At 62.7% G+C, this 19604-nt stretch carries 15 protein-coding genes; 6 read left to right on the plus strand and 9 right to left on the minus strand.

What is annotated here, in order from left to right; translation table 11 throughout:
• Positions 1 to 96: 96 nt before the first annotated feature.
• Positions 97 to 1812, plus strand: coding sequence for an amidase (locus tag HX869_RS17695; protein ID WP_008436013.1), 1716 nt, complete (start codon positions 97 to 99; stop codon positions 1810 to 1812).
• On the opposite strand, the gene HX869_RS17700 is transcribed toward HX869_RS17695, so the two are convergent.
• From HX869_RS17700 to HX869_RS17710, 3 genes are all read right to left on the minus strand, one after another.
• Positions 1803 to 2078, minus strand: a complete 276-nt coding sequence (locus HX869_RS17700) for a hypothetical protein (protein WP_003219667.1) — start codon at positions 2076 to 2078, stop codon at positions 1803 to 1805. The two genes, HX869_RS17695 and HX869_RS17700, sit on opposite strands and share 10 nt — an antisense overlap.
• Before the next feature lie 139 nt (positions 2079 to 2217).
• The gene (locus HX869_RS17705; RefSeq protein WP_178903417.1) at positions 2218 to 4368 is read right to left on the minus strand and encodes a phosphocholine-specific phospholipase C; all 2151 of its coding nucleotides are present in this window, start codon (positions 4366 to 4368) and stop codon (positions 2218 to 2220) included.
• 54 nt (positions 4369 to 4422) lie between these two features.
• Complete coding sequence (locus HX869_RS17710) at positions 4423 to 5634, minus strand: DNA-binding transcriptional regulator (RefSeq protein ID WP_003219663.1); 1212 nt, start codon at positions 5632 to 5634, stop codon at positions 4423 to 4425.
• A gap of 153 nt (positions 5635 to 5787) precedes the next feature.
• Between HX869_RS17710 and xylA the strand changes: the two genes are divergently transcribed.
• From xylA to HX869_RS17730, 4 genes are all read left to right on the plus strand, one after another.
• Complete coding sequence (gene xylA / locus HX869_RS17715) at positions 5788 to 7104, plus strand: xylose isomerase (RefSeq protein ID WP_178903418.1); 1317 nt, start codon at positions 5788 to 5790, stop codon at positions 7102 to 7104.
• A gap of 57 nt (positions 7105 to 7161) precedes the next feature.
• Positions 7162 to 8163, plus strand: a complete 1002-nt coding sequence (gene xylF / locus HX869_RS17720) for a D-xylose ABC transporter substrate-binding protein (protein ID WP_003219660.1) — start codon at positions 7162 to 7164, stop codon at positions 8161 to 8163.
• A 68-nt stretch (positions 8164 to 8231) separates the two neighbouring features.
• A complete protein-coding gene (gene xylG / locus HX869_RS17725) occupies positions 8232 to 9791 on the plus strand; it encodes a D-xylose ABC transporter ATP-binding protein (protein ID WP_178903419.1) in 1560 nt (519 codons plus the stop codon).
• Entirely contained in the window at positions 9792 to 10928 is a 1137-nt protein-coding gene (locus HX869_RS17730; protein WP_003219656.1) for a sugar ABC transporter permease, read from the plus strand.
• Between the two features lie 312 nt (positions 10929 to 11240).
• On the opposite strand, the gene HX869_RS17735 is transcribed toward HX869_RS17730, so the two are convergent.
• The 5 genes from HX869_RS17735 to HX869_RS17755 all read right to left on the minus strand — a co-directional run bounded on the left by HX869_RS17735 (position 11241) and on the right by HX869_RS17755 (position 17031).
• Positions 11241 to 12827: a GMC family oxidoreductase gene (locus tag HX869_RS17735; RefSeq protein WP_008436028.1), complete on the minus strand. Its 1587-nt coding sequence runs from the start codon at positions 12825 to 12827 to the stop codon at positions 11241 to 11243.
• A 49-nt stretch (positions 12828 to 12876) separates the two neighbouring features.
• A complete protein-coding gene (locus tag HX869_RS17740; protein ID WP_178903420.1) occupies positions 12877 to 13758 on the minus strand; it encodes a sugar phosphate isomerase/epimerase in 882 nt (293 codons plus the stop codon).
• Positions 13742 to 14782, minus strand: a complete 1041-nt coding sequence (locus HX869_RS17745) for a glycoside hydrolase family 3 N-terminal domain-containing protein (RefSeq protein ID WP_178903421.1) — start codon at positions 14780 to 14782, stop codon at positions 13742 to 13744. Before HX869_RS17745 ends, HX869_RS17740 begins: the two co-directional genes overlap by 17 nt.
• On the minus strand, positions 14769 to 15800 hold the full coding sequence (locus HX869_RS17750) for a glycoside hydrolase family 3 N-terminal domain-containing protein (RefSeq protein ID WP_178903422.1): 1032 nt from the start codon (positions 15798 to 15800) through the stop codon (positions 14769 to 14771). Before HX869_RS17750 ends, HX869_RS17745 begins: the two co-directional genes overlap by 14 nt.
• A gap of 64 nt (positions 15801 to 15864) precedes the next feature.
• Entirely contained in the window at positions 15865 to 17031 is a 1167-nt protein-coding gene (locus HX869_RS17755) for a Gfo/Idh/MocA family protein (RefSeq protein WP_178903423.1), read from the minus strand.
• A gap of 439 nt (positions 17032 to 17470) precedes the next feature.
• On the opposite strand from HX869_RS17755, the gene HX869_RS17760 reads away from it, so the two are divergent.
• Complete coding sequence (locus tag HX869_RS17760) at positions 17471 to 18337, plus strand: helix-turn-helix transcriptional regulator (RefSeq protein WP_032899479.1); 867 nt, start codon at positions 17471 to 17473, stop codon at positions 18335 to 18337.
• Here the strand turns inward: HX869_RS17760 and HX869_RS17765 are convergent.
• The gene (locus tag HX869_RS17765; protein WP_178903424.1) at positions 18328 to 19419 is read right to left on the minus strand and encodes a thiamine pyrophosphate-dependent enzyme; all 1092 of its coding nucleotides are present in this window, start codon (positions 19417 to 19419) and stop codon (positions 18328 to 18330) included. The genes HX869_RS17760 and HX869_RS17765 overlap by 10 nt on opposite strands.
• Positions 19420 to 19604: the final 185 nt, after the last annotated feature.

Below are 19604 nucleotides of genomic sequence, written 5' to 3' on the forward strand. Positions count from 1 at the left end.
CTGGCGCTATGAAAAATCTATCAGTAAGCTACTTTCACTGATTGGATTGAGTCAGCACTCAAGCCCTCCCCCTTTTCTGCACCCGGCGATAACCACGTGATCGAAGTAACCGAAGTTTCCATTGCCCAGCTGCGCACTGCGCTCGAATCCGGCCAGACCACGGCGGTTGAACTGGTCGAGGCTTACCTCGCCAGGATCGACGCCTACGACGCCCCCACGACTGCCACCGCGCTCAACGCGGTGGTGGTGCGCAACCCGCAAGCGCTGGAGGAAGCCCGCGCATCCGACGCACGCCGGGCCAGCGGCACAACCCTGGGCCCGCTCGACGGCATTCCCTACACAGCCAAGGACAGCTACCTGGTCAAGGGCCTCACCGCCGCTTCCGGCAGCCCGGCTTTCGCGAACCTGGTTGCCTACCGCGATGCGTTCACCATCGAGCGACTGCGGGCAACAGGCGCCATTTGCCTGGGCAAGACCAACATGCCGCCGATGGCCAACGGCGGCATGCAGCGCGGCGTATATGGCCGGGCCGAGAGCCCGTACAACGCCGACTACCTCACCGCACCGTTCGCCTCGGGCTCCTCCAACGGCGCCGGCACGGCGACTGCGGCGAGCTTCGCGGCGTTTGGCCTGGCGGAAGAAACCTGGTCCAGCGGGCGCGGCCCGGCGTCCAACAATGGCCTGTGTGCCTACACCCCGTCCCGTGGCGTGATCTCGGTGCGCGGCAACTGGCCGCTGACCCCGACCATGGACGTGGTCGTGCCTTACGCCCGGACCATGGCCGACCTGCTTGAAGTGCTCGACGTCGTGGTCGCAGAAGACCCCGACACACGCGGCGACCTGTGGCGGATGCAACCCTGGGTGCCAATCCCCGGCGTCGCCTCGGTACGCCCGCAGTCCTACGCAGACCTGGCCGCGACCGGCGATGCACTCGCCGGCAAACGCTTCGGCGTGCCGCGCATGTACATCAATGCCGACCCCGAGGCAGGCACCAGCGACGCCCCGGGAATCGGCGGCCCTACTGGCCAGCCAATCAAAACCCGGGCCTCGGTGATCGAGCTCTGGGAAGCTGCGCGCAAGGCACTTGAAGCCGCCGGCGCAGAAGTGGTCGAGGTGGATTTCCCGCTGGTCTCCAATTGCGAAGGCGATCGCCCGGGCGCACCGAAAGTGTTTACCCGAGGCCTGGTGTCCAAGGAATTCCTCCACGATGAATTGTGGGAACTGTCGGCCTGGGCGTTCGATGATTTCCTGCGGGCCAACGGCGACCCTGCGCTGAACCGCCTGGCGGATGTCGACGGCCCGAAGATCTTCCCCCACGACCCCGGCACCCTGCCCAACCGCGAAGACGACCTGGCCGCCGGCATGGACGAATACGTGCGCATGGCCGAGCGCGGCATCACGCCGTGGGACAGGATCAGCACCGTGCCCGACGGCCTGCGCGGCCTGGAACAGACACGACGCATCGACCTTGAAGACTGGATGGATAACCTGGGGCTGGATGCGGTGATTTTTCCGACAGTCGCCGACGTAGGTCCGGCGGATGCGGATGTGAATCCCGCGTCGGCGGATATCGCCTGGAGCAACGGAGTGTGGGTCGCCAACGGCAACCTCGCCATCCGCCATTTGGGCGTGCCGACAGTGACGGTGCCCATGGGCGTCATGGCCGACATCGGCATGCCGGTGGGGCTGACATTTGCCGGCCGGGCGTATGACGATTCGGCGCTGCTGCGATTGGCATCGGCCTATGAGTCGACGGGCAGCAAGCGCCTGGTGCCGCCGCGCACGCCGGCGCTGGTGGCTCGTCAGGACTGATTGATTTCGCTGCTGATCTTGCGCATCAACCGATCGGCTTCCGACCCGGGTTCAAATCGAAAGCCACGCATCTCATCGAGGAGCAGGCAATCGCTGATGGCCTCCCAAAGTTGCTCCTGGGTCGGCTTGTTGCGCAACAGTATGTATGAAAGCAGCAGGCGTTCGAGGGGAACGCCTCGAATACAGGCCGTTTCAATGATTGCCAGCAGGATAAAGCGCAGTCGAACTTCCCGCTCCGTGGGCCAAACCGTTTTTCGCTTACCCAATGCCGGGCCTCAGTGTCAGGAAAAGCGTGAGGCTATGGCCCAGACGGGTGGCGTTTCAAGCGCTGCAAGGGGAGAAAGCCCTGCTCCTACACAAAACAGGGAAAAAGCCCACGAAATCACCCCGCAGATCAACAGCCTTTCACACACGCTTGCCCATCAACGGATCACTGATGCTATGCGCCCCCGTCTCGATTCGCCCCGCCACCCGCCGCACCCAACCATGCTCGTCGCGTAGCTTGAAGTCATACCAGCCTCCATTGGGCTGGCAGGAGAACGTGCGCTGCACGCGACCGCCGCCCGCAATCTCGAGCAGCCACGGCCCCTGCCTGGTGTAAGGGCAACGCTCGATGGTGATTGAGGCCGCACGCTTGCCGGGGTTGACCAGGGTCAGCAGTAAGGTGTCGCCGTGATACGCCAGGGATAACTCCGGCTCGCGACGCTGCAGGTGCCCCTTGAACGAACGGTGGAACCCATTCGGCCCCAACAGCCAGAGCTTGTAGGCGCCCGCGACTTGCCAGGTGTCACTGAGGTGTTTGCCGGCTTCCACCGTGTAGCGGCGCGGTACCTCGTCCAGGTGCAGGCGGTCGTAGACGTGGAAGACCACGCCCTGTTCGCCATTATTGAAGAAGTCCAGGCTCACCGAACTGGCGCGACGGTCAACCGAGCCTTCAACGTTCAACTGGTACGGCAGCGCCCGGGATGGCCGCGCCATTCGCGCCTGGAACGGCGCCTGTTGCTGGCCCACCGTCGGCAGGGCGACCTGGGGCAGTTGCTCCTGGCGTTGACGCAGGGAGTCGGCGGCTTGGCGGCTGATGGTGTGCAGCGGCGGCAGGGTCTCGGTGTTGGGGTTGACGAAGTTGAAGGCCGAGGTGAGGTCGCCGCACACCGCCCGGCGCCAGGCGCTGATATTGGGTTCGCGCACGTGGAAACGCTTCTCCAGAAATTGCAGCACGGAGGTGTGATCAAACGCCTGGGAATTGACCCAGCCACCACGGCTCCACGGCGACAGCACCAGCATTGGCACTCGCGGCCCGGGCCCGTACACCCCGCCGTCCGGCGCGGGTTGCTGGCTAGAGCCGGGCGGTGCCGGGTGGGTAAAAATCTCGCTGTCGAACTTCACCGTGGACTTGCCGGCAAAGCTGCCATCCAGGCGTTTGGACGGGGCTGACGGCGACGGCACGTGGTCGAAGAAACCGTCGTTTTCATCGTAGTTGACCAGCAGCACCGTCTTGCTCCACACGTCCGGGTTGGCGGTCAGTGCCTTGAGGATTTCCTGGGTGAACCAGCCGCCTTGCACCGGGCTGGAAGGCCCGGGGTGTTCGGAGTAATCGGCCGGCGCCACCAGCCAGCTCACCTGTGGCAGGCGCCCGTCGTTCACGTCCTTGCGAAAGCTCTGGATGATCGATTCCAGGTCGCTGCCGCTGACCGCCGGCAGGGTGTTGCCATTGCCTTTGTACAACGGCACGCGGGCGTTCAATTGATCGCTGTAGGGCACAAAATCCTTGAAGTCTTTCGGTGGCACGGCGGGGTTGCCGGCCGCGACGCTGGCCGCACGAAACTGGCGAAACCCGGCCAAGGGGTTGTCGCCAAAGTTATCCGGCAGGTACTGGTAAACCTTCCAGCTCACACCCGCTTCTTCCAGGCGCTCGGGATAGGTTTTCCAGGTGTAGCCCACGCCCACCGCGCCGGGGCCGTCCCATTCGTTGACCACCGCCGCCACATTCGCACCGGTCGGGCCGTTGGTGCCGGTCCAGTGGAACAGCCGATTGGGATTGGTACCTGCGTGTACCGAACAGTGGTAGGCGTCGCACAGGGTAAAGGTGTTGGCCAGGGCGAACTGGAACGGCACTTCCTGCTCACGGTAGTAACCCATCGAGGTGGGTGTCTTGAACGTTGGCCAGGCGTTCATCCGGCCGCTGCTCCAGGCGGCGTGCTCATCGACCCAGGAATGCGGCGTGCCGCTGACCCGCTGCGCGTTGCCACGGGAGCTGTCCAGGTGATAGGGCAGGATCCGCCGCCCAACGCCCTGCTGCTCCCACACCCGGTGCCCGCCCGGCAGTGGAATGGTGAAGCGGTCACTGAACCCGCGCACACCCGGCAAGGTGCCGAAGTAGTGATCGAAGGAGCGGTTTTCCTGCATCAGGATCACCACATGTTCGACGTCCATCAGGGTGCCGGTGCGGTTGTTGGCAGGGATCGCCAGGGCCTGGCGAATGGAGTCGGGCAACAGGGTGTAGGCGGATCCGATGGCAGCTGCTTGCAACAACGTTCTGCGTGTAAGAGTCGGCATAAGACGATTCAATCCCTTGAAGTTCTGGAGCGAAGCTCAGGACAAAATAGGGACTCAAGGCGACAAAGAAATGACATCGCTCGAATCGCGCTCGACCTGCCCTACCTGGTACTCCCTCGGCGTACACCCGAACTCGCGCTTGAACACCGTGTGCAGGTACTGGGCGGATTTGAACCCGCAGTCATAGGCAATATCCGCAATCGCGGCCCTGGTATTTTCCAGGCTGGAAACCGCAGCCGCGAGTTTGAAGCGCAGGATTTCATCGTGGACGCTGCGGTTCAGTTCACTGCGAAAATGCGCTTCCAGGGACGACCGCGACACGCCGACGTAGTTGGCGACCTGGGCGGTCTTGATGCCCTGGCAGGCGTACTGGCGAATGAAATGCAGCGCCTGCATCACGTAGGGATGGCCGAGGGGTTGGTGCAGGCTTGAGGTCTGCACGTTGACCGCTTCCGGCGGCACCAGGATCTGGCTGCCTGCCGAAGGCATGCCGTGCAGCATCTGGTGCAGCAGGCGCGCGGCGGTGCGGCCCATTTTTTCAGTGCCCTGGATCACCGAGCTCAGCGGCACGCGGGTCAGGGTGCGGGTCAAGGGGTCGTTGTCGATGCCGATCAGTGCCACTTGCTCCGGCACCGGGATGCCGGCGGTGAGGCAGGCCTGCAGCAACTGGCGGGCTCGGGCGTCGCTGACCGCGATGATGCCGATGGGTTTGGGCAGGCTGTGCAACCAGGCAATTTGTTGCTCCACCGCCGAGTCCCACAGCGGCGCGCTGGTGCCGAGCCCGCGATACACCTCCACCGGCAAGCCATCGCGCTCCAGCAGGCGGCGGAAGGCTTTTTCGCGCTCCTGGGCCCAACGGTTGATATCGGCTTCAGGCAGGCTGAAACAGGCAAAGCGCGTCAGCCCGGCTTCGATCAGGTGTTCATAGGCCAGCTTGATCAAAGCAAAATTGTCAGTGGCCACATACGGAGTATGCCGTGGGTAGGCCCGCTCATCCTCATAAGACCCGCCCACCGCCACCACCGGCACATGCACACCCGCCAACGCCGGGCCCATCGCCGGGTCGTCAAAGTCGGCAATGATCCCGTCGCCATGCCAGCGCTCGATACCCTTGAGCCGGCAGACGAAGTCCTCTTCCAGGAACAGATCCCACGACACCCGCGTACTGCTCAGGTAGTTGCCGATCCCGGTGATGATGCCGCGATCGTAGATCTTGTTGCCATTGAACAGCAGGGCAATCCGGTGCACAGGCGGGACAGTTTTCACAGGGGCGGCTCCATGCGATATGTCGAGCCACTATGCGCGTAAAACCACTCAAAATCGAACCCCGCTCTGGTGATTTTCATAATCGGTTGGCCGGGGGCCGTTGCTAGTATCGAGGCAAGGTTAACGTGCACTCATAACAACAAGGATCTGGCGATGCCCTACTTTCCCGCGGTCGAAAAAATCCTCTATGAAGGCCCCGATAGCGACTCTCCCCTGGCCTTCCGGCACTACGATGCAAACAAGCTGATCCTCGGCAAACCGATGCGCGAGCACCTGCGGATGGCCGCGTGTTACTGGCACAACTTTGTCTGGCCCGGCAGTGACATGTTTGGCTCCGGCACCTTCCAGCGGCCCTGGCAGCAACCGGGGGAAGCCCTGCAAGTGGCACGCGGCAAGGCCGAAGCGGCGTTCGAGTTTTTCTCCAAGCTGGGCATCGACTACTACAGCTTCCACGACACCGACGTGGCCCCAGAAGGCGCAAGCCTGGCGGAGTACCGCGACAACTTTGCGCGAATGGTCGACCAGCTCGAAGGCCATCAGGAACAGACCGGTATCCGGCTGCTGTGGGGCACTGCCAACTGCTTCAGCAACCCGCGCTTTGCCGCCGGCGCCGCCAGTAACCCGAACCCGGAAGTGTTTGCCTATGCGGCGGCCCAGGTATTCAGCGCGATGAATGCCACCCACCGTCTCAAGGGCTCCAGCTATGTGTTGTGGGGCGGCCGCGAAGGCTACGAGACCCTGCTCAATACCGACCTCAAGCGCGAGCGCGAGCAACTCGGGCGGTTCATGCGCATGGTGGTCGAGCACAAATACAAGATCGGCTTCACCGGCGAGCTGTTTATCGAGCCCAAGCCACAGGAGCCCACCAAGCACCAATACGACTACGACAGCGCCACCGTGTTTGGCTTCCTGCATCAGTTCGGCCTGGAGAAAGAGATCAAGGTCAACATCGAGGCCAACCACGCCACCCTCGCCGGCCACAGTTTTCACCATGAGATCGCCACCGCCGCATCCCTGAGCATTTTCGGCAGCATCGACGCCAACCGTGGCGACCCGCAGAACGGCTGGGACACCGACCAGTTCCCCAACAGCGTCGAGGAGCTGACCCTGGTCACCTACGAGGTACTCAAGGCCGGTGGCTTCAAGGGAGGTGGCTACAACTTCGACTCCAAGGTACGCCGCCAAAGCCTCGACGAAGTGGACCTGTTCCATGGCCACGTGGCCGCAATGGACGTGCTGGCGCTGTCACTGGAACGCGCCGCCGCCATGGTGCAGAACGACGCCCTCGAACAGTTCAAGGCCCAGCGGTATGCCGGCTGGGACCAATCCTTCGGACGCGCCGTGCTTGGCGGCGACTTCAGCCTGGCGTCGCTGGCCGAGCATGCCTTCAGCCACCAGCTGAACCCACAAGCCGTGAGTGGCCGCCAGGAGATGCTCGAAGGCGTAGTGAATCGCTTTATCTACCCATGACCGCTACGCTCCAGGTCCAGCAGTGCGTCTAAACAACAATAAAAGGGACTCACCATCATGAAACACCTGAAAACCGTCTTGCTCACCAGCGTTCTGGCACTGCTTTCCAATTCGGTCATGGCCGACGCGGCCCACCCGAAAATCGGTTTTTCCATCGACGACCTGCGCCTTGAACGCTGGGCCCGCGACCGCGATTATTTCACCGCCGCCGCCGAGCAACTGGGGGCCAAGGTCTACGTGCAGTCGGCGGACGCCAACGAGCAACGGCAGATCTCGCAGATCGAAAACCTGATCTCCCGGGGCGTCGACGTGATTGTGATCGTGCCGTTCAATGCCACGGTGCTGAACAACGTGGTGGCCGAGGCCAAGAAAGCCGGGGTGAAAGTGCTGTCCTACGACCGGCTGATTTTGAATGCCGATATCGACGCCTACATCTCCTTCGATAACGAAAAGGTCGGCGAGATGCAGGCCCAGGGCGTGTTGAACGCGCAGCCTAAAGGCAATTACTTCCTGCTCGGCGGCGCACCTACCGACAACAACGCGAAGATCCTGCGCCAGGGCCAGATGAAGGTGCTGCAGCCTTCGATCGACAAGGGCGACATCAAGATTGTCGGCCAGCAATGGGTCAAGGAGTGGAACCCCACCGAAGCCCTGAGCATTGTCGAAAACGCCCTGACCGCCAACAGCAACAAGATCGACGGCATCGTCGCCTCCAACGACGCCACCGCCGGCGGCGCGATCCAGGCCCTGGCGGCACAAAAACTCGCGGGCAAGGTGCCGGTCTCGGGCCAGGATGCCGACCTGGCCGCGATCAAGCGCGTGATCGCCGGCACTCAGACCATGACCGTCTATAAGCCGCTGAAGCTGCTGGCGTCCGAGGCGGCCAAGCTCTCGGTGCAACTGGTGCGTGACGAGAAACCGGCCTACAACTCGCAGTACGACAACGGCAGCAAACAGGTGTCGAGCATCCTGCTCAAGCCGACCGCGTTGACTAAAGACAACGTCAACGTGCTGGAAGAAGACGGGTTCTACACCAAAGCGCAAATCGCCGGGCAGTAAGCGTACGGCTCACTGCAGGGGCGGCTTGAGGCCGCTCCTGCCTTTTCGCTGTGGAATGAGTGCCCGCCATGTCCGACTACCTGCTGGAAATGAACAACATCGTCAAGACCTTCGGTGGCGTCAAAGCCCTGAATGGCATCGACATCAAGGTAAAACCCGGGGAATGCGTAGGGTTGTGCGGCGAGAACGGCGCCGGCAAATCGACCCTGATGAAAGTGCTGTCGGCGGTGTATCCCCATGGCACCTGGGACGGCGAAATCCTTTGGGACGGCCAGCCGTTGCGCGCCCACTCCATCGCCGAAACCGAAGCCTGCGGCATCGTGATCATCCATCAGGAACTGACCCTGGTACCCGACCTCTCGGTGGCCGAAAACATCTTCATGGGCCACGAACTGACACTGCCCGGCGGGCGCATGAACTACCCCGCCATGATGCACCGTGCCGAAGCCCTGATGTGCGAGCTGAAAGTGCCGGACATGAACGTCGCCCTGCCCGTTTCGCAATACGGCGGCGGCTACCAGCAACTGGTGGAAATCGCCAAGGCCCTGAACAAGCAGGCGCGCCTGCTGATCCTCGACGAACCCTCCTCGGCGCTGACCCGCTCGGAAATCGAGGTGCTGCTGGACATCATCCGTGGGCTCAAGGCCAAGGGCGTCGCCTGCGTGTACATCTCCCACAAGCTCGATGAGGTCTCGGCCATCTGCGACACCATCGCGGTGATCCGCGACGGCAAACACATCGCGACCACGGCCATGGCCGAGATGGACGTGTCGCGCATCATCACGCAGATGGTCGGCCGTGAGATGAGCAACCTCTACCCCACCGAACCCCATGCGGTCGGCGAGGTGCTGTTCGAGGCGCGCAACATCACCTGCTACGACGTCGACAACCCGAGCCGCAAGCGGGTGGACAATGTCTCGTTCAGCCTGCGCCGTGGCGAAATCCTCGGCATCGCCGGGCTGGTGGGCGCCGGCCGCACGGAACTGGTGTCGGCGCTGTTCGGCAGCTACCCCGGGCGCTACCAAGGCGAGGTATGGCTGGATGGCAAACCGATTGATACACGCACGCCGCTGAAGTCGATTCGCGCCGGGCTGTGCATGGTCCCGGAAGACCGCAAGCGCCAGGGCATAGTCCCGGACCTGGGCGTTGGGCAAAACATCACCCTGGCGGTGCTGGACCGTTTCTCGCACCTGACGCGCATCGATGCCGAGGCGGAACTGGGCAGCGTCGAACAGGAAATCAAGCGCATACACCTGAAGACGGCGAACCCGTTCCTGCCGATCACCAGCCTGTCCGGCGGCAACCAGCAGAAGGCCGTATTGGCCAAAATGCTCCTGACCAAACCCCGGGTGCTGATCCTCGACGAACCGACCCGTGGCGTGGACGTGGGCGCCAAATATGAAATCTACAAATTGATGGGCGCGCTGGCGGCCGAAGGCGTGTCGATCATCATGGTGTCTTCGGAGCTGGCCGAGGTGCTGGGGGTCTCCGACCGGGTGCTGGTGATCGGCGAGGGCCAGTTGCGCGGCGACTTCATCAACCAGGGCCTGACCCAGGAACAGGTGCTCGCCGCCGCCCTCAGCCAACCGAACGGGCATGACAATAATAATGATCGGAAGTCCGCGTAAATGAACCAGGTCAAACAGCTCTTCACCCGCTACAAAATGCTCGCCCTGTTGATCGCCGTGGTGCTGATCTGGGTGTTTTTCAGCTGGCAGACCGAAGGCGGTTTCCTGACCCCGCGCAACCTGTCGAACCTGCTGCGGCAGATGTCCATTACCGGCATCCTGGCCTGCGGCATGGTGCTGGTGATCATCAGCGGCGAGATCGACCTGTCGGTGGGCTCGATGCTCGGTTTGCTCGGCGGCGTCGCGGCGATCCTGGATGTGGTTTATCACATTCCCCTGCCGCTGAACCTGGCCATCGTCGCCCTCTGTGGCTTGCTGATTGGCCTGGGCAACGGCTACATGACCGCGTACCTGCGCATCCCCTCCTTCATCGTCGGCCTGGGCGGCATGCTCGCGTTTCGCGGGGTGCTGCTGGGCATTACCGGCGGCACCACGATTGCACCGGTTTCGCCACAACTGGTGTACATCGGCCAGGGTTACCTGCCGACGGTGGTCGGGGTGATTCTCGGCGTGCTGCTGTTCGGGCTGGCGATATTCCTGACCTGGCGCCAACGCCACAACCGCGCCCTGCACGGCTTGGCGCTGCCGTCGATGCTGCGCGACAGCGTGCGCGTGGTGTTGATCGGTTTCGTGCTGGCCGGCTTCGTCTACACCCTCAACAGCTACGACGGCATTCCCGTGCCGGTGCTGCTGCTTCTGGTGCTGCTGGGGGTGTTCAGCTACGTCACCAGCCAGACCGTCTTTGGCCGGCGCATCTACTCGGTGGGCAGCAACATGGAAGCCACACGCCTGTCGGGGATCAACGTGCAGGCGGTCAAACTGTGGATCTTCGGGATCATGGGCGTGATGTGCGCCCTCGCCGGGCTGGTCAACACCGCGCGCCTGGCGGCCGGTTCACCCTCGGCGGGCAACATGGGCGAACTGGATGCTATCGCGGCGTGCTTTATCGGCGGTACATCGATGCGCGGCGGTTCGGGCACGGTGTACGGCGCCCTGCTCGGCGCACTGGTGATCAGCAGCCTGGACAACGGCATGTCGATGCTCGACGTGGACAGCTACTGGCAGATGATCGTCAAGGGCAGCATCCTGGTGCTGGCGGTGTGGGTGGATGTGAGTACACGGACGGGGCGTCGCTGAGGTTGGGGCAATGGCATGGAGCTTGCTCTTGACCAGCAGGCGGCCGATATCGGCCTCGACTTGAGCAGAAACGACCCACGAGGCACATGCCATGCACAGTTTGTTCTTTGCAACCGCTCAGATGATCAACGGCCGCGTACAGTCCGTTGATTCCATGGACAAACATCCGGACCCTAGGGCAATGCCCCTTGAACTGCAGGCAAAGCTTGGCATCGCCCTTGGGCTGCTGGCCCTCGGCAGCTGTTTCGCGCTGTGGTTGATCGGCGCCTGAGCCTGCCCCAAAAAGAGGCTGGTGTTACCGCCCGGGCAACTCTATCGGGCGGTCCGGATCATGTCGGCAGCTTTTTCGCCGATCATGATGCACACCGAGTTGGGGTTGCCTGAAATCAGGGTCGGCATGATCGACGCATCGGCCACCCGCAGCCCTTCGATGCCATGCACCTTGAGGTCCGGCCCCACCACTGCCCGCTCATCCACACCCATGCGACAGGTGCCGGATGGATGCAGTGCGGCGTGGGCTTCCTGATGGCAAAACCGCTTCATCGCTTCGCGCGAGCGCACGGTGGGTTCCGGTACATGCCGACGAGCCACGTAGGGTTTGAAGGCCGCCTGGGCCATGATCTGTTCGCCCACCAGGCAACCGTCCACCAGGCTTTCAATGTCGTACGGATCGGAAAAGTAGTTGGGCACGATGCGCGGCGGGGACATCGGGTCGGCGGAGTAAAGCTCCACATAGCCCCTGGACCTTGGCCGTATCTGCCCCAGGTTCAACGTGCAGCCATTGCCGCCGGGCACCGAATCCACACCCTCCTCGATGCCCGCGCCCACCACCATGAAATACTGGATATCCGGGTGCACCGCTGTCTTGTCGCCCCACCAGAACGCCCCGCCTTCAATCAGGTTGGACGCCGCCGGGCCTTGCCGGAACAACGCGTACTGCAACCCCGCCATAAGCTTCCACCAGGGTTTTTTGTACTTGTCATAGCTGTGGGGGCCGGTCAGCTCATACACCAGTGAAATTTCGATATGGTCCTGCAGGTTCTGCCCCACACCGGGCAAATCCTGAACCACTTTGATCCCGTGTTTTTCCAGCTGTTCAGCGGGCCCGATCCCCGACAACATCAGCAACCGGGGTGAGTTGATGGCGCCGCAGGACAGGATTATTTCCTTGTCGGCGTGCATCACCTGGCGCACGCCCTTCTCCAGGTATTCGATGCCGACGGCCTTGTTGCCCTGCATCAGGATACGCAGCACCCGGCAGCCGGTCTTCACCGTCAGGTTCTTGCGCGACTTGGCCGGCGCCAGGTAGGCCACGGCGGCACTGCTGCGAAAGCCGTTTTTGGCGGTGATCTGGTACAGCCCGCAGCCCTCGGGCTGGCCTGAGTTGAAGTCTTCGTTATAGGGCAATCCAAACTGCTGGCAGGCCCGCAGCCAGACTTTGGTCAAGGGGTGGATATTGATCGGGTCCGAAACCCCCAGCGGCCCGCCGACACCGTGCACCTCATTGCAGAACCGCTCGTTGTCCTCGGCCTTTTTGAAGTACGGCAACACGTCTTTATACGACCACCCGGCGGCGCCCTGTTCGGCCCAACCGTCGTAGTCGGCAGGCACGCCACGGATATAAATCATCGCATTCACCGAGCTGCCGCCCCCGAGCACGCTGGCCTGGACCATGGTCGGCGTTTCGCTGCGGTGCTGGTCCTCGGTCGGCTCCCACGCATAACGCTTGAGCAGCGGGCCCTGGGCGGTCTTGTAGTAGGCGCCGGGAATATGGATGTAAGGGCTGCGATCCCGCGGGCCTTCCTCGAACAGCACCACCGACGCTCCCGCATCCTCACTCAGGCGCGATGCGACTGTGCAGCCCGTGGAGCCGCCCCCGATTACGATGAAATCCACCATGACAACCTCAGATCTTTTTAGTATTCAGCCAGTGTCGAAACGCGCGTTATCAACCGACCAGGCCGGTTAACAGCGTCTTCAATTGTTGGGCGACGGCGTAGCTGTTTTGCTGCTGCTGTTTTTTGCAGAACAACTCACAACTCCACCACCCGGCGTAACCGGTGGCCTTTACCGCGGCGGTCCACTCGACCAGGTCGAGCACGCCGCTGCCGGTGGGCACATCGCGCAGCACTTCCTCATTCGGGATACCGCCTTCGAAGGCCAGTGAGTCGCAGACATGCACGCCGTAGATCACGTCCTTGTCGAGCCGGGCGACGTCCGCAGGGGTCACGCCGCTGGTAAAGCAATGCCAATAGTCGATCACCATCTTCACGTTGCTGCGCCCGGTGCGTTCAATCAGCTGCAGTTGGTGATCCAGGGTGTTGAGTGGCGTCCAGGACAAGGCTTCGAGGTAGAGCAGCAGACCGTATTGCCGGGCCACATCGGCCAACTCCGCCAGGTTGCTTGCCGTGCGGGCGTACTGTTCGGCCTGATCCAGGCCCAGCAAGCCTGAGTAATGCAGGCTCTTGCCGGTCGCCTGAAAATCAATCACCGCCTGTACATTGATCGGACCGGTGAGGACCTGCACGCCTTTGGCGCCCACCAGATTGGCCAGCTCAAAGAGCCGCCGGGCTTCCTTGAAAAGGTCCTCGCGCTCGGCGCCCTGGCGTTCGATATCCCGCAGGTAGCCGATGCCGGTGACAGGCACGTCGTTGAGCAGTGCTTGAAGCTCTGACTCGGTATAGCCGGCCTGCAGATACGCCTCCAGCTTGCCGCTGTTGATCTCCAGCGCGTCAAAACCCAGCGTCCGGGCTATGTCGATATCCATCGCCAGGGTCGAGTGTTTCGCAACGGTGGAATGCAGGGCGAGGACGTTATTTTGGGTTGCCATATGGCGCTCCTACGGTTGAACAGCGATCAGCCAAGGCACCAACGGCCAACGCCGCGGCGTCCAGCCGCGCTTGGGGCAAGAGGCCCTCGGCGACGGCGGCGACAATCGCCCGAACGATCTGCGGCACGTGGGGCATAGCCTTTGCGGAAATCAGTAATAAGTCGGCCCCGGCATTCAGCGCGGCCACTGCGACCTCGCCGAGGGACATCTGGCCGATGGTTGAGCGGTGATCGAGGTCGATGGTCATCACCAGCCCCTTGAAGCCCAACTCCTGGCGCAACACGCCGATCAATTCAGGCGACACCGAGGCTGCCGTGGGCGGTGTGCATGCGGCGAATATCGCCGGGCCCATCATCACCGCATCGGCGCCAGCGTCGATCCCGGCCTGAAACCCGGGCCAGAAGGCCCGCAGTTGCTGCATGGACTCGCTGACCACCGCCGTTTCAGTCGACGGCTGCTGAAACAGCACCGGGTGCCCGGGGAAGTGCTTCAGGGTGCTGGCCATCCCGGCCCGCCGCACGCCGCGCACATACGCCCCGACCATCGCCGCCGTCTGGTGGACATCGCCCGACAGCGTGCGCCCCGCCAGCCACACATTACGGCCGCCGACCACATCCGCCGTCGGCGACAGCAGCAGGTTGACCCCGGTCGCCCGCGCGGCGGTGGCGACCTTGAAGCACGCCTGTTCCAGCGCTGCACAATCCATCGCCCGGGCCACATCAGGCTCCGGCAGCGCCGGGGTCACCCCTTGCAAGCGGTGCACGGCGGAGATGTCGGCATCGGCTGCCAGCAGCAGCGGCCCACCCAGTTCGGTGGCCGTGCCGGTAAAACGCTGCCAGATGTCCAGGGTTTCGGTTTGCAGGCGCCTGGCGCTCATTTTTCCGCTGACGTATTCCTCTCCCGTCTCGCCAAACAACAGGCTGCGCCCGCCATTGCCGAGGAACCGACGCACGTCATCCGTCATCTGCACGTCCAGCAATACCGGGAACAGTACGCCGTAGGCCTTGCGGTCATTCGCGCTCATGGCTGGTTTCCTGGGTGGCGATTGCCAGTCGACGAACCTTGGCAGCGGCGTCCAACAGAACCTGGCGGTCCAGGGTGCCTTCGTGGACGGCGGCGACAATCGCCTCGGCGATGCTGTCCAGGCCTGACTCGCTGGACACCAGCAACAGGTGCGCACCGGCCACCAGGGAGGCTACGGCGGTGTCGGGGATGGTGTTGCCGCGCAGGATCGACACCGCGTCCAGGTCATCGGAAATGATCAGGCCTTCGAAGCCGAGGGTGTCACGCAGTACGCCGATGACCTTCGACGAGGTGGACGCCGACTGCTGCGCATCAATCGCAGGAAATACCGCCGGGCCAGGCATGACGGCTTTTACGCCGGTGGCGATGACCTGCTTGAATACTTCAAGATTGTCATGCAGCAATTCCAGCGGCCCCGGCACGGTGGCTTCGGCAATGGCCGGATCGTGCTCGGTGACGTAGTGCCCGGGAAAGTGCTTGGCAGTGGCGATCACACCCGCGCGCTGCACCCCGCGGATAAACGCGCAGGACACTCGGCTGACTTCCACTGGATCCGCGCCCAGATGCCGGTTGTGCAGCCATGGATTGACGCCGGTGACCACGTCCACGATGGGCGCCAGGAACAGATTCACACCCAGCCCTCGGGCCGCGGCGGCCATCTCGAAGCAACGTTGCTCGAGGTCCTCGGCGCCGAGGTCCTGGAGCTGCGCCCGGGTGGCGACCGCCGGGACCAGTTGGTGCAGGCGTTCGATTCCGCCGAGTTCCTGGTCTACCGCGATCAGCACCGCAGAGCCCGCCAGCGCCGTGGCTTCCTTGACGATACTGATGAAATCGGCTTTGGACTCGGCCGCCTTGCGCGCCGGGCTCATGCCTCGGCCCACGTATTCATCCCGGGTTTCCCCAAGCAACAGGGACACACCACCACGGCTCAGGTAACGGCGCACATTGTCGTCCAGGTGCAAATCCCCGAATGCGGGAAGCAGTACCGAATACGCGGCGCGATGCAGTTCGCTTGACATTGTTTTTCCTCAACAGCGTTTGGGTGAGTCGTTGGATGCGCAGCGGTGCCACGCATGAAATCAATTACCGCGGGAAAGGCACCCAGGCCCGCTGCTGGTGGGATTCGAGGCTGGCCTGGGACAACAACACCCCGCGCACGCCTGCGTGAATATCCGGCAACGGGACGCTGGTCGCTGTGCGCCATTGCGCCCCGGCGTCCAGGGCCTCGGCGAAGTCGGCGTACAGCACGGCCAGCGCTTCCAGATAACCTTCGGTATTGCCCGCCGGCAAGCTGGTGAACGTCAGCGTCTGCGGCCTGTTGTCGGACTGGCCTCGCCGATAGATGCGGTCTGCACCGTCAGTGGGCGTGAACAACAGGGTTTCCGGTGACTCCTGGCACCATTCGAGCGAAGCCAGGCTGCCGACGACCTTGAAGCGCAAGCCGTTGCGATGCCCGGGCGCGGCGAAACTGGCCCACAACAATCCATCCACGCCGCCGTCGAATTCCAGTTGCACCACGCAGGTATCGTCCAGGCCCCAACCCGGCACCACGCTGGTCAACTTGGCGTTGAGCTGGGTGCAGCGCTGCCCGGACAGAAACTCCAACAGGTTGAAGGCATGGGTGCCGACGTCTCCCAGCGCGCCGGTGGGGCCGGCCTTTTGCGGGTCACCGCGCCACGCCAGGCTATTGCTCAAGCCGGACACGCCGGGGGCCAGCCACTCCAGCAGGTATTCGACGTACAGGAAGCGCAGCTCACCCAGCTCGCCGGCCTGGATGCGACTGCGGGCGTCCCTGACCATCGGGTAGCCCTGGTAGGTGTAGGTCAGCGCAAAAAATGTCCCGTGGCGCTCGGCAAGGCTCGCCAACTCATGGGCTTCGTCAGGGTGGTTGACCAGGGGCTTGTCGCAGATCACCGGGATGCCCGCCTCCAGGAACAACCGGCACGGTTCGAAGTGCAAGTGGTTGGGCGTCACGATAACCACCGCCTCGATCGGGTCGGGGCGGCGAGACTCGGCGGCCGCCATGTCCTCGAACGACAAGTAGATACGTTCGGGTTCAATAGTGAGCGCTGCGCCCGCCTCGCGGCATTTATCCGCGCCGGCAGAGAATGCGCCGGCGACGATATCGAAGCGATTACACAGGCGCATCGCTGCGCGGTGGTAACTGGCGAAGTAAGCGCCCTGCCCGCCGCCGACCATGCCGACCTTGAGTCGCCTCTTTCCGGGAATGTCGCCGGTCAACCTTGCCATCGCCCAATCCTCCGCAAAAAGCATTGGCCCGAGTATCAGGGGTGACCGGTGTTTCCACCATTTCGCACCCTTGGCGATACCTGACGCGGACTGAAGCACTCCTGCGCAGCACGGGGTGTTACCCGTCGCTATCGAATGTGTTACTGGGCGGACCGCCACCGTCACGATTGACCCGTGAAAACCACAACGCACTGGCGCCGAACCTTCAGTAAAAGCGCTTACAATCTGACGCATTCAGTTATGCTCAAACTTCATGTTTGAACTTAAACAAACGGCATGAAAGATGCTTTGGTAATGATCGGAAGTTTCAAACGCTTAAACGGTTATTACGGTTATGCCCAAGGTTATTCGATAACCGCGCTATAACTTTAATAACTGGCGCCTTAACCCAGCCAAGTACATCGAGATAATAATGCCCAGCCGCCCGGACTCATCGCCCCTGTCATTAGCCGCCGCCACCTCCCACCCCGAGCGACAGCAGGCGCGCAGCGACTTGCAGGCCAATGTGCAAAAGAACCTGAGCACGCTGGTGGAGTCCTGCCGGTCGGTGGCCGACATGTGCCGCAAAGTTGATGTGAACCGCCAGCAGTTCAACAAGTACCTGGTGGGCCAGCACGTGCCGTCGCAGAAGATTCTGCAAAAGATCGGCCGCTATTTCATGATGGAAGCCGAAGACCTCTTCCGCCCGCCCGCCGAGTTCAAGAAGTTCTATGAAGGCTATGAAAACGAACTGCCGACCGGCTTGCGGGCTTCGGAGCAGTTCAATCATTTCCTGCCGCTGGCCAAGCAGTCGGCTGACGTGCTCGAAGACTATCTGGGGGTGTATTACCGCTACCACAATTCATCGATCTACAAGGGCCGGATCCTGCGTTCGGTCACCTGCCTGTACCGCGCCGACTCGATGGTGCAGTACGTCACCGTCGAGCGCTTTCCGCTGCGCGATGGCAGCGGCAAGATCGGTTATTCATTCACCTACCACGGGTTCTGCCTGCTGCTGGGCGATCGCCTGTTCATGGTGGATTTCGAAGGCAAGCAACGTAACGAAATGACGTTCTCGATCCTGACGCCGCAGCATCGTCGGCCGATCCGTTTTCTCTATGGGTTGGTGACGGGTGTGGCGTCGTCCTCGTTCCGCCAACCCTTCTCCACGCGCATGGCGCTGGGACTGGTGGACAAGGGCAAGATCCGCAAGCATCACTTGCGCAATGCTACGGTGCTGTTGCCCAGCGACCAGTCGATCCCGCTGGACGTACGTGAATACATGACCGGCGACAACGCCACCATCGTCTGGGGCGGTCAGGACTGAGGGACCTGCAGGGGCTGGCGTGCCGTCATCATTTCAACCAGCGACGGGCCCTTGCTGTTGAGGGCTTTGACGAGGGTCGCGTTGAGTTGTGACGCGTGTTCCACGCGCCAGGCTTCAAGGCCGAAGTTTCGGGCGATGCCGGCGAAGTCCGGGGCATAGGGTTTGCCATCCGGCAGGTTGAATTCACCGGCCCGGTGTTGCTCGATGGGCGACGTCTGTACGTCGTCCAGGGCTTCGTCACCGTTGCTGTTGAAGACCAGGAATACCACCGGAATGCTGTGCATCACGCACACAGCCATCTCTTGCATCGACTGCAGGAAATCCCGGCTGCCCACGGCACAGACCACCTGGCGGGCGGGCATGGCGAGCTTGGCGCCGATCGCTGCCGGGATGGCCCAGCCGAGGGTGGCGGGGTTGCCGGCGCACAAGTGCCTGCCAGGGTAATGCACCGGGAACATCTTGCGGGCCATGGGCTGGGTGGGGCCGCTACCGAAGACGAGGATGGCGTCGTTTTCCAGCACGGAGGATGAGGCGCGGCCTTCGCGCAGTACGCTGATTTTACGCGGGGTGGGTTGGGGTTCTGCACGCAGGGTGGCGGGTGGCAGGCTGGCGTTGGTGGAGGCGCCTTGGAGGGCGTCGTCAATGGACAGGCTGACGGGGCCGGGATGGGCGCTCAGCATGGTGTCGAAGGCTTGGCGCAGGGCTTGGGGTAGCTGTTGTAGTGTCGAAACCGTCGCGTGATCTTTCATGACGTTGGCGGCTATCGTTTCGGGCTGGGCGTTACTGATGACCAGCAGCGCGCAGGCGTCCTGGTGCGCGGTGGCGAGGGCTCCCAGGGCTGAGGCGATGCCCAGGGGGCCCGTGAGTACGACGGCCATGGGGCGACCGCACGCACGGTAGTAGCCGTCGGCGAGGTGCACGGCGCTGTGGGCCTGGATGACGTGGATAAAGGGGATGTCGGTGCCCGGGGTCAGCAGCGCTTCCACCAGGGCCCGGGCGCCGTCGCCCGGGGGCCCGGCTACGTAGTCGACACTGTTGGCCTTGAGTGCCTTGGCGATGATTTGGCCACCTGTGAATTTCACTCGATACTCCAGCGAATGCGCGGCGTCTGGGCCGGGATCAGGCTTGGAGTATTCGCCTGGTGCGGGGTGGGCTCAATTTCGCACCTTGGGTAAAAGAGACGCAGATTGACGCAGATATTGGGGCTCACTACAGCACAGCGGCCTGCAGGCCGGCTTGAGTGTTAGAAGCCAAATCAAAAGCTAAA

This window comes from Pseudomonas sp. P7779, assembly GCF_013386315.1.
In the GTDB taxonomy this organism is placed as follows: Bacteria; Pseudomonadota; Gammaproteobacteria; order Pseudomonadales; family Pseudomonadaceae; genus Aquipseudomonas.